The sequence below is a fragment of the Stenotrophomonas sp. BIO128-Bstrain genome (assembly GCF_030128875.1).
Lineage (GTDB): Bacteria > Pseudomonadota > Gammaproteobacteria > Xanthomonadales > Xanthomonadaceae > Stenotrophomonas > Stenotrophomonas bentonitica_A.
Genome location: NZ_CP124620.1, coordinates 780492 through 790382 on the forward strand (window position 1 = coordinate 780492; position 9891 = coordinate 790382).

The window sequence follows — 9891 nt, forward strand, 5'->3', positions numbered from 1 at the left end:
ATGCCAACCGTTCAGCGGTTCGACCGCATGCCGCTGCGTGCCACTCGCACGGCCGAGGGCTTCGTGCAGGACACGGCCGTGCTCACGCGAACCGGGATCTTCGAATACCGACAGCCCAATGGCTCCATCCGCCGCGAATACCGTCCGCCGGAGGAGGTGTTCCACGCCGACTCCCTGGCCAGCTACAAGGGCAAGCCGATCACCATCGGCCATCCCGGGCTGGTGACGTCGAAGAACGCCAAGCTCCACACCTGTGGCGCATGTCTCGGCGAGGGGAGGGCGGACGGCAACGACGTGCTCGGCGATCTGATGATCTACGACACCTCAGCGATCGATGCCGGCGCCAAGGAGCTGAGCAACGGATACACGCTCGACCTGGACGAAACCCCGGGCGAGATCAACGGCGAGCGCTACGACGCCGTGCAGCGAAACATCAGGGTGAATCACATCGCCTTGGTCCCCCGTGGCCGTGCGGGCAACGCCCGGCTCAATCTCGATGCGGCAGACGCCGACACAACTGAGGAAGACAACCCCATGCCCACGAACATGGTGCAAGTTCGCTTGGATAGCGGCCTGTCCTACGAGGCGGCGCCCGAAGTCGCCAATGCGTACCAGGCCAGCCAGGACGCCCTGACCGCATCCCGGTCGGATGCCGATAAGGAGCGCGCACGCGCCGACGCCGCCGAGGCCAAGCTGAAGGACGCGGAGAAGGACGCCGAGAAGATCCGCCAGGACGCGGCCACCGCCGCCAAGGCCCGCCTCAAGCTCGAAGACACCGCCACCAAGGTCGGCGCCGAATTCAAGCAGGACGCCACCGACACCGAGATCCGCACCGCGGTGATCAAGAAGGTGCGCGGCGACAGCTTCGATCTGACCGGCAAGTCCGAAGGCTACATCGAGGCGGCCTACGACCTGGCCGTCGCCGACAAGGGTCAGCGCCAGGACGCCGTGGCCCACCAGCGCCACGAGATCACCCCGCCGGCCAGCGGCAAGCCGGAAGTCCGCCAGGACGCCCGTTCCGCGCGTGAGCGCATGATCGCCCGCGCGAGCGGCGAAACCACCGAGGACTGAACCGATGTACGAGGATTATCAGAGCCGCGCATTTGCGGGCATGAAGGGCGACGCAGGCGATGACCGTGTCGAATCGTTCCCGGTGGGGGCCGCAGGGCTGGGCCTTGGCCTGGTCACTGGCACCAACGCCAGCAAGGTCCTGGTCCAGGGCGCCGGCACCAAGGTGCGCGGCATCAGCCTGCACAGCCACACCATCACCGGTGCCGGCTACGTGCAGTACGACTGTGCCTCGGTCATGACCAAGGGTCATGTCTGGGCGCAGGTTGCCCCGGCCGGCGTGGTCACGGAGGATGGCCCTGTGTCGTTCAACGCCGATGGCCGTGTGGCCAACGCCGGCACCGCGCTGCCCAATGCGGTATTCCGCAGCGGCATCGTGGCTGTGACCGATGCCGCCGGCGTGTCCAGCAACGTCGCGCTGGTCGAACTGCACAACCCCTTCGCCACCACTCCGGCCGCCCCGTAACAGGGTCGGTCCAGCAACCCCTCTCTCTCAGCCGCCTACGGGCGGCTTCCTTTTTTAGGAAACCCCAATGCCCGCCACTCATCTGCACTACGACGAGGCCGATGTCGTTGCCGTGGGACAGTTCCAGCAGAATTCCGGAGCCGATCTGATCCGGCAGGACGCTGGGATCTTCACCGCCCGCCAGCTCGACTACGTCCGCACCCGCACCTACGACCGCCAGCTGCCCCCGATGAAGGGGCTGACGCTCGTCCCGCCGTCCAGCGACGTCCCGGAATGGGCCGAAACCATCACCCACTCGGTGTATGACTCGGTCGGTATCGCCAAGGTCATCGCGAACTATGCCGATGACCTTCCGCGCGCCGACGTGAGCCGCATCGAGAAGACCATCCGGGTCAAGACCATCGGCGACAGCTACGGCTACAACGTCAATGAGCTGATCGCCTCCAACGCCACCGGCGCCAACCTGCCGACCCGCAAGGCCAACGCCGCGCGCCTGGCGATCGAGATCAAGCTCAACCTGATCGGCATGGTCGGCGATGCCGATTACGGCCTGTTCGGCCTGACCAACCACCCGAACATCGGCACCACCACCATCACCGGTGGCTGGACCATGGCGACCGACGCCGACGTGATGCTGGCCGACCTGGACCTCATCTACAACGCGGTGCGCGTGCAGTCCAAGGGCGTGCACACGGTCAACAAGATCGCCATGGCCACCGAGCCGCTGTCGATCATCAGCTCCAAGCGCCTGCCGGATTCGAACGGCCTGACCGTCGCCGAGTTCTTCCGCCGCAAGCACCCGGGGCTGGTGTTCGAGGAGCTGGCCGAGCTGACCGGCGCGGGCCCGGGCGGGGATGATCTGATCATCGCCGGCGAGTTTGCCCCGGACAACATCACCCACGACGTCCCGATGCAGTTCAACCAGCTGCCGGCCCAGCCGCGCAACCTGGAGCTGGTCGTGCCCTGCATGGCCCGCAGCGCGGGCGTGTCGGTCTTCTATCCCCTGGCATTCACCAAGGCGGTGCTCTGATGGCCACCTACAAGAACAATTCCGTCGGAGCCCACGTGCACGGTGGCAAGGTCGTCGCTCCTGGCGCAACCTTCGACGCAAAGCCGACCCCCAACCTCGAGAAGCTGGTCAAGGCCGAGATTCTGCAGCTGGCTTCGGCCGGCTCGGCTGCGGCGGCCGGCGGCAGCGACGGCGAGGACAAGGCGGCACTCGTCGCGCGCGCCAAGGAGCTGGGCATTCCGAACGTCGGCGGCAACTGGGGCATCGAAAAGCTGAGGGATGCCATCGCCGAAGCCGAGAAGAAGGCCAGCGGCGGCGACGACAGCAACGGGACGACCTGACCCATGGCCGAAGTCATCGAGATCCTGGACTTTCTTGCGCCGGGGCTGACGGCCACGCCGGAAGAGAAGGAGATGGCCCTCTCGTTGGCGGAGGCCTACCGTCCCGCATGCCTGACCAAGACCAAGGCAGATGAAGCTGTCGCGCTGTACGCAGCGTGGCTGCTCTACGCCAGGGAGCAGGCGAAGGCAGCGAATGAAGCCGGCGAGGTCGTCCCGGTAGGGGTGAAATCCCAGACCGACGGCGACCTCAGTCGCACCTATACCGGGGACGTCTCCGGCGCCGACGGGGTTTCCGACCCCGCCGGCTACTACGGGCGCTGGAAGGCCCTCAATGACATCTGCACGCGCGTGGGTGCCATCACCGTCAGTCCGGTAGTCGGAGGTTGCTGCGGATGTCCGCCGTAACGAGGTCGAATAGCGACGGGCTGGATGCCTTCGTGCGCAACGTGCATGCCTTGGATGGCCACGGCGTGAAAGTGGGTATCCAGTCCGATGCCGGGGCGCATCAAGGCACCAGCATCCTGGACATTGCCATCTACAACGAGTTCGGCACTGAGACCATTCCTGCGCGGCCCTTCATCCGGGACTTTGCACAGAGGAATGAGAGGGTGCTTGGGATGGCAATGGATCGCGTTGCTACGCTGATCGAGCGGGGCACCCCGGTAGATGTAGGTCTGGCGCAGCTTGGTGAGTTTGCGCAGAACAACCAGAGGGCGCACGTGCGTGCCTCTAACTCGTGGGCGGTGCCAAACGCCCTCTCCACTATCAACGTGAAGGGGAGCGATGTGCCGCTTATCGACGATGGGGTCCTGGTCAACGCCATCCGCTGGGAGAAGACTTGATGGCGATGCTCGGCGAACGAACACTCCCGCGTATCACCCGGACTGCCGGTGGATATGTCAAAGGCCGCTGGGTTGATGGGGAAGAGTCGGAGACGACCTTTCGGGCCAGCATCCAGCCGGCCAAAAAGGACGACTACGACCAGCTCCAGGCTCTCGCTGAGGGCCGGCGGGTCGAGTCGGCTATCCGGATCTACACCAGGACCGAGCTGGTGGTGGCCGGCGATACCGCGCAGAACGGCGATCTGGTCATTCATCGCGGCGATCGATACCTGGTCACCGCCGGCGGCGATTGGAACGTCGGTATGCGCGGCGTGGACCACTACCGCTATCTGGCGGTCAGGCAGAAGCCCACGGCGGAGGAGGGCTCATGATCGAAGACGAGATTCTCGCCTTGGTCAGCCAGGCTACGCAGCTGCAGGTGATCTTCGCGAATCAGAACGGCCCTCGCCCCAAGCTGCCGTACATCACGCTTCGGGTCGGCACCGCGCCGCGGCAGGGCGTGCTGGAAGGTGATCTGTCTGAGGAGGGGGTCCAGACCTACGCAGGCCACCGTGACGCAACCGTCGAGCTTCAGTGCTTCGGCGATGGTGGTTTCGACGCACTTGATGATCTCAGCCAGCGTCTCAAAGGCCCGGGAATGCTCGCGCATGCGCTCGCAGCCAATCTCGCTGTCTACGCTGCGGATGCAGTCCAGAACGTGCCAGTGCTGCGCGATGGGGGCAAGTACGAGCCCCGCGCAGTGATGGACATCGGCATTCGCTACACCAAACAGCACGACGAAGTCGTCGGGCTGATCAAAACAGTAAAGGGCGAGATAGCCCTGCAGGGTCAGACAGAGTTGGTCGACAAGTTCGAAGCCTCCATCGCCATCTGAGCCTCCAGCAACAGAAAAAGCCCGCCAGCGCCATCAGGCGCTCGTTTCCATGCCCAGGAGCAACCTGCAATGGCATCCATCAACCGCATCGCCAAGGTCGAGATTTCCTTGGCGACCACCTCGATCAATCAGCAGTCTTTCAGCGATCTGCTGTTCCTCGCAGCCTTGCCGGACACCGAGGAACGAGTGTTCCTGGTCACTTCGGCTGATGAGCTGCTGGATCACGGCATTGAACTGGCCGACCCTCTCTACAAGGCCGTTCAGACTGTTTTCCAGCAGGATCGCGCCATTGACCAGGTCTACATCGGCCGCCGGACGTTGGACGAAGACGGCGATCCGACAGAGACCATCACAGAGGCGCTGGTTGCAATCCGCGCCGCCCATAGCGGCTGGTACGCGCTGATCCAGCTGTCTCGTGCTGCCGCCGACATCATGGAGGCGGCTGCGTGGGTCGAGGCCAACGAAAAGCTGCAGCTTGCCAGCAGTGGCGATGCCTCGATCATTGCCGCGGGCGACGCAGACATCGCAAGCCAGCTGAAGGCGCTCAACTACAACCGCACCGCGCTCTGGTATCACGCTAACGCGGGCACAGAGTGGCTGGAGGCCGCGTTGGCGGCCAATCGGTTCACCTATGAGCCCGGCGCCGAGACGTGGGCCAACGTGCGCCTGACTGGCGTGCAGACCGATCCGCTGACCGAGGGGCAGTCGCAGATCGCGCGCGGGAAGAACGCCAACACCTTCGAGCAGTTCCGAAACCTGGGCCTGACCCAGTACGGAACTGTTGCCAGCGGTGAGTGGATCGACATCATCCGCTTCCGCGATTGGCTCAAGGATCGAGTGCAGACCGGCGTGGTGGACGTGTTGGCCAAGGCCGACGGCAAGATCCCGTACACCAGTGCAGGCATCCAAGTCATCGTCACCGCCCTTCGAGCCGCGCTCGATGCGGGTGTTACTGCCGGCGGCATCGCGCCCAAGGAGACCGACGCCAGTGACAACGTCCTTGAGTCGTATCGGATCACCTATCCAGGCCTGGCAGAGATCGCAGACAGCGTGAAGTCCCAGCGCCTGCTGGAGGGCATCCGCTTCTCCGCCCGACTGGCTGGCGCCATCCACACGACCGAAATCACCGGCACTCTTTCTTACAGCATCTGAGGACCTCGCCCATGGGCGTCAAGACCTACGATTCCTCGCAGGTGATCATCACCTTCGGGCCGCACATCATCACCGGCTATGCCGAGGACACGTTCATCTCCGTTGAGGAGATGGGCGATGGCATCAGCTCAGTGGTGGGCGCCAACGGCGAAAAAGCCCGTTCGATGTCCCAGAACCGCTCGCTGCAGGTCACCCTGACCCTGCTGCAGACCAGCAAGAGCAACGACGTGCTGTCGGCAGCCGCCGAGTTCGACCGGGCATCGCACGGGCAGGGCGCGCTCCCGATGGCCATTACCGATCTGACCGGTCGAACGCTGATCGCGGACGCCGGCTCGTGGGTGGTGAAGAAGCCGAATTCGGAGTTCGGTGCAACCGTTGGCACCCGTGAGTGGACGCTCGAAACGTCCAACGACGCGATCTACCACGTCGGAGGCGCACGCTGATGGCCCGCCAGGAAGTGGTCATCGGCGCCACGACGTTCTACCTCCAGACCTTCGCGCCGCGCGACGCCCTGCGCATCTTCGGCGACCTCCAGAAGGACCTGCTCCCCAGCTTGGGCGGGGTGCTCGCCTCGGTGGCCAGTGAGGATGGCGGGGATATCAACCCCGAGACCCTGCTCGCCGGCATCAAGTCGTTCTCGGTCTCCCTGGACGGCAAGGCGCTCGACGCCTGGTGCGATCGCCTGATCGATCCGGAGCGCGTCACCTACGAAAAGAACGGCAAGGACGCTCGAAAGCTCACCAAGGCCAATATGGATGACGCATTCGAGGATTTCGCTGAGATCCTGGAGTTGCTGTTCCACATCATCAAGCTGAACTTCGCCGGCCCTTTGGGGCGCTGGCTCGGCCTCTCTGGTCCGGGCCTGAAAGAGAAGCTGGGCAACCAGTTGGAAAGTTCCAACCGGAACTCGAGCGAGAGTTGATGATCTTCCGCCCGGTCATGGCCGGGCACGTGACCATGACTGAGGTCAACCAAGGATCGGTTGACCTCATGGACCTCATCAAGATCAACGCCCTTATCGACGCCCGCGAGGCGGCCGAAGCCGCGGCGGCGAAGACAACCGGGAAGTAGCCATGGCCTTGCGCGAACTTGTCACTCAGCTGCGTTACGAGCTGAAGGATGGCAACCTCAAGAAATACGTGGATGGCTACAAAAAGGCGGAGCTAAAAATCAACTCCGCAGCAAAGGCTGCAAACAATAAGCTCAACACTGCTCTTAACGGCTCAGTAGCTACTACTGGTCGCCTGGAGCGAGGAGTTGGCAAGGCGGCGTATGCCATCGACCGGATGTCTTCGAAGGCGAAGCAATTCGGTCGTGACTTCAGCGAAAGCGTCAGGAAAGGAACTAGGGACGCTACCGCATCTTTGAACAAGCTCGAAAGCCGAGCTTCCAAGCTCAACGGCAAACTGGCGGGAAGTGCGGCAGCGACGACCGTTGCTGCATACGCCTTGCTGGTAAGGCCAACTCTGAACGCAGCTAGGTTCAATCGTGAAAACCAGCTGATTGGCAATACTGCAGAGATGAGCCCAAAAGAGATAGCAGGACTCCGCGACACGATCCTGAGTCAGGCCCGGGCGACCAACCAGAACGCTGATGACCTTCAGGCCGCGCTTGGCTATTTGGTTGCGGCGGGCATGGATGCGAAAACAGCACAGGAAAGCATCAGGACCATCGGCCGGGCCACGACCGCGGCAGGTGCAGATATTCAGGATCTTGCGCAGGCAGCCTTCACTTTGCAGGACGCCTTGAAGATCGACCCTGCGGGACTGCAGCAAGCGATTGACATCCTGGCTACCGCTGGCAAGGAAGGTAATGTCGAGTTGAAGGATATGGCTCGCGTGCTGCCCGTGCTCGGGTCCCAGTTCCAGGCATTGAAGATGCAAGGCACGGAAGCGGCTGCAACGATGGCGGCATCCTTGGAGATCGCCCGAAAGGGCGCTGCCACTGCCGATGAGGCAGCTACGAACCTCCAAAATTTCCTTTCCAAGATTCTGTCTCCTGACACACTAAATAAGGCCGAGAAGAACTTTAACCTCGACCTTTACAAGGTCGTTACTGATGCGCAGAAGGGCGGAAGAAATCCGCTAGAAGCGGCGATTGAGGCTATCGCAAAGGCAACCGGTGGCGATCAGAAGAAGCTGGGCGAGCTGTTCCAAGACATGCAGGTCCAGAACTTCTTGCGTCCGATGCTGCAGAACTACTCCGAATACCAGCGTATCAAGCGGGTGTCGCTGCAGCAGTCGAGCGGAACAACCGATCGCGACTTTGAGAGGATGGTTGGCACTGAGGCAGAGCAGCTAAAGTCAGTCAACATCGCCATCGATAATCTTTCGAAGTCATTGGGCTCTGCGCTGGAGCCGGCCGTTACCGCCGTCTCGCGGGCGCTGGCGCCCGTAGTCCAGAAGGTGGCTGACTGGATAGATAAGAACCGCGGGCTCGCTGCGGCAATTGTCTTGACAATAGTTGGAATTCTCGCCCTTAAGACAGCAATCATCGCTCTTCAGATCGCGAGCCTCGCTGCCACGCGCCTTCGGATACTCAGTGGGGCTATCGGCGGACTACCAGGTGTGGCGGGAGCAGCCACAACCGGTATTGCAGGCTTCCTGGCTAAGCTCGGGCTGGTAGCTGGGCTTTCTGAGCTTGCGATTGCTGGACTTGGGATGTTGGGACTGCCCACCCCGGACGAAATTGCCGCCCAAGGGAATAGCGTCGGCGCCGAGAACGTCAAGCGCGGAGAGTGGCTTAAGGCTTCCACAAATCTCTCCGCGGGAGACTTCCTCAAGGCCGCATGGGATCGAATCGCCAACTCGTACACCAATGAAGAAGTGGCGAAAATGCTGATGGGCGGAACAGTCAGCCGAGACTCAAAAACCACGGGAGCGGCAAATTGGATGGCGCCAGGAGCAATGAACTCTCCCCGCACGTGGCAGATGGTTCCGCCAAGCGTGACTAACCACGCCACGGTGAACCTGTCTGTTCCCGCGGGGTCCAACGCTGCCGCCCACGGCGCTGCCGCCCAGCGAGGGACCTCCAAGGCTCTGAGCAGCTTCCAGTATCAGCTTCCGACTGCGGTCGAAGCGTTCTAACCCGGTGCCGCGCTGGTGGTCACCTCCCACCGCGGCACCCACTACACAAGGCCAGATGGATCCTCATGGCAGACATGACCTTTTTCGACGGCTTCTCGTTCACCTGGGCGAGTGATGGTCAGGTTGCCACGCTCAGCCAGGAGGCGGTCAAGGTCGGGTGGAACTTCATTGGCCAGACGCCGCCGGCGGTGGAGCAGTTCAACGCCGTGCACCATCTTGACGGGCAGCGCCAGCAGTGGCTGTTTGGTCAGCTCAAGGGCGTCACCGACGCGGCGGGCATGACGCTCGTGCCGGACGATACCGGTACGCTGTGGGACGCCCTCTACTCGAAGTTCAACATCGGATTTACCCCTGTGCAGCAGGGCGGCGGCGCCGGACAGTCTTCGAACAAGGTGCATATCGGGTGGGGCGGGAGCGCCGGGCTGAAGGCACAGGTAGATGGGACGGACCTCGGCTCCTTCGTCTTTGCGAGTCGGCAGTTCACCGCGGGTGCTGGGCTCACCGGAGGCGGCACGTTCGGATCTGACCGCGTCATCAGCATGGGCACGCCCAGCACCATCACGACGAGCTCGTCGAATTCGGCGGGCGGGACAAGCCACAGTCACCAGCTGGACATCACGCTTGGTGACGTTCCAGGCACGCTTGCTGTCTCCAAGGGCGGGACGGGAGCAACGGCGGCCGGGCAGGCGCGCGCGAACCTGGACATGGGCACCTTCTTGAAGCTGGCGGAACTGTCGCTGGCGGAGAATGGATTTGCACGGCTCGGTACAGATAACGGGCAGCAGGGCCTCATCCTTCAGTGGGGTCGATTTATCCCGGCTTCTGGCATGGCCGAAGGTCCGGGTCCGACCATTACGTTCCCGATTCCTTTCCCCAGCGCGTGCCTGACGGTGGTCACGTCGGAGCGAATCGCGGCGGGTAATGCCGGGATCGACGCCTTCCTCCAGATCGTGGGTGTCCCGTCGGCCACGCAATTTCAAACCTACATCCAGAAGCCAGGTGACGCCTCGGCGAACTGGTCTGGGATGTTCTGGTTCGCAATCGGGTATTGAC

At 62.9% G+C, this 9891-nt stretch carries 14 protein-coding genes; all 14 read left to right on the forward strand.

Features of this window, described 5'->3' with window-relative positions; genetic code table 11:
* The 14 genes from POS15_RS03505 (at position 1) to POS15_RS03570 (ending at position 9890) form a co-directional block, all read left to right on the forward strand.
* Entirely contained in the window at positions 1-1071 is a 1071-nt protein-coding gene (locus tag POS15_RS03505; RefSeq protein WP_284128986.1) for a DUF2213 domain-containing protein, read from the forward strand.
* Between the two features lie 4 nt (positions 1072-1075).
* Complete coding sequence (locus tag POS15_RS03510; protein WP_284128987.1) at positions 1076-1534, forward strand: hypothetical protein; 459 nt, start codon at positions 1076-1078, stop codon at positions 1532-1534.
* Positions 1535-1601: 67 nt separating this feature from the next.
* Positions 1602-2564 (forward strand): DUF2184 domain-containing protein, encoded by a 963-nt coding sequence (locus POS15_RS03515; RefSeq protein ID WP_284128988.1) that lies wholly within the window; start codon positions 1602-1604, stop codon positions 2562-2564.
* The gene (locus POS15_RS03520) at positions 2564-2884 is read left to right on the forward strand and encodes a hypothetical protein (RefSeq protein WP_284128989.1); all 321 of its coding nucleotides are present in this window, start codon (positions 2564-2566) and stop codon (positions 2882-2884) included. The genes POS15_RS03515 and POS15_RS03520 overlap by 1 nt, the downstream gene beginning before the upstream one ends.
* Before the next feature lie 3 nt (positions 2885-2887).
* Complete coding sequence (locus POS15_RS03525; RefSeq protein ID WP_284128990.1) at positions 2888-3289, forward strand: DUF4054 domain-containing protein; 402 nt, start codon at positions 2888-2890, stop codon at positions 3287-3289.
* 32 nt (positions 3290-3321) lie between these two features.
* Positions 3322-3726 (forward strand): hypothetical protein, encoded by a 405-nt coding sequence (locus POS15_RS03530; protein WP_284128991.1) that lies wholly within the window; start codon positions 3322-3324, stop codon positions 3724-3726.
* Positions 3726-4097, forward strand: coding sequence for a hypothetical protein (locus POS15_RS03535; protein WP_284128992.1), 372 nt, complete (start codon positions 3726-3728; stop codon positions 4095-4097). The genes POS15_RS03530 and POS15_RS03535 overlap by 1 nt, the downstream gene beginning before the upstream one ends.
* The gene (locus POS15_RS03540) at positions 4094-4600 is read left to right on the forward strand and encodes a hypothetical protein (protein ID WP_284128993.1); all 507 of its coding nucleotides are present in this window, start codon (positions 4094-4096) and stop codon (positions 4598-4600) included. Before POS15_RS03535 ends, POS15_RS03540 begins: the two co-directional genes overlap by 4 nt.
* 69 nt (positions 4601-4669) lie before the next feature.
* Positions 4670-5752 carry a DUF3383 family protein gene (locus POS15_RS03545; RefSeq protein WP_284128994.1) on the forward strand — a complete coding sequence of 361 codons (1083 nt, stop codon included), beginning with the start codon at positions 4670-4672 and terminating at the stop codon, positions 5750-5752.
* An 11-nt stretch (positions 5753-5763) separates the two neighbouring features.
* On the forward strand, positions 5764-6195 hold the full coding sequence (locus POS15_RS03550; RefSeq protein WP_284128995.1) for a phage protein: 432 nt from the start codon (positions 5764-5766) through the stop codon (positions 6193-6195).
* Complete coding sequence (locus POS15_RS03555) at positions 6195-6674, forward strand: phage tail assembly chaperone (protein WP_284128996.1); 480 nt, start codon at positions 6195-6197, stop codon at positions 6672-6674. The genes POS15_RS03550 and POS15_RS03555 overlap by 1 nt, the downstream gene beginning before the upstream one ends.
* A complete protein-coding gene (locus POS15_RS03560) occupies positions 6674-6823 on the forward strand; it encodes a hypothetical protein (protein ID WP_284128997.1) in 150 nt (49 codons plus the stop codon). The genes POS15_RS03555 and POS15_RS03560 overlap by 1 nt, the downstream gene beginning before the upstream one ends.
* 2 nt (positions 6824-6825) lie before the next feature.
* A complete protein-coding gene (locus tag POS15_RS03565; RefSeq protein ID WP_284128998.1) occupies positions 6826-8838 on the forward strand; it encodes a phage tail tape measure protein in 2013 nt (670 codons plus the stop codon).
* Between the two features lie 65 nt (positions 8839-8903).
* Complete coding sequence (locus POS15_RS03570) at positions 8904-9890, forward strand: hypothetical protein (protein ID WP_284128999.1); 987 nt, start codon at positions 8904-8906, stop codon at positions 9888-9890.
* Position 9891: the final 1 nt, after the last annotated feature.

Bases quoted from the DNA above. Each gene is read 5' to 3' on its own strand.
- POS15_RS03555 (WP_284128996.1), top strand. From the start codon at position 6,195: ATGGCCCGCCAGGAAGTGGTCATCGGCGCCACGACGTTCTACCTCCAG.
- POS15_RS03570 (WP_284128999.1), top strand. From the start codon at position 8,904: ATGGCAGACATGACCTTTTTCGACGGCTTCTCGTTCACCTGGGCGAGT.
- POS15_RS03535 (WP_284128992.1), top strand. From the start codon at position 3,726: ATGGCGATGCTCGGCGAACGAACACTCCCGCGTATCACCCGGACTGCC.
- POS15_RS03550 (WP_284128995.1), top strand. From the start codon at position 5,764: ATGGGCGTCAAGACCTACGATTCCTCGCAGGTGATCATCACCTTCGGG.
- POS15_RS03510 (WP_284128987.1), top strand. From the start codon at position 1,076: ATGTACGAGGATTATCAGAGCCGCGCATTTGCGGGCATGAAGGGCGAC.
- POS15_RS03545 (WP_284128994.1), top strand. From the start codon at position 4,670: ATGGCATCCATCAACCGCATCGCCAAGGTCGAGATTTCCTTGGCGACC.
- POS15_RS03505 (WP_284128986.1), top strand. From the start codon at position 1: ATGCCAACCGTTCAGCGGTTCGACCGCATGCCGCTGCGTGCCACTCGC.
- POS15_RS03515 (WP_284128988.1), top strand. From the start codon at position 1,602: ATGCCCGCCACTCATCTGCACTACGACGAGGCCGATGTCGTTGCCGTG.
- POS15_RS03525 (WP_284128990.1), top strand. From the start codon at position 2,888: ATGGCCGAAGTCATCGAGATCCTGGACTTTCTTGCGCCGGGGCTGACG.
- POS15_RS03560 (WP_284128997.1), top strand. From the start codon at position 6,674: ATGATCTTCCGCCCGGTCATGGCCGGGCACGTGACCATGACTGAGGTC.
- POS15_RS03565 (WP_284128998.1), top strand. From the start codon at position 6,826: ATGGCCTTGCGCGAACTTGTCACTCAGCTGCGTTACGAGCTGAAGGAT.
- POS15_RS03520 (WP_284128989.1), top strand. From the start codon at position 2,564: ATGGCCACCTACAAGAACAATTCCGTCGGAGCCCACGTGCACGGTGGC.
- POS15_RS03540 (WP_284128993.1), top strand. From the start codon at position 4,094: ATGATCGAAGACGAGATTCTCGCCTTGGTCAGCCAGGCTACGCAGCTG.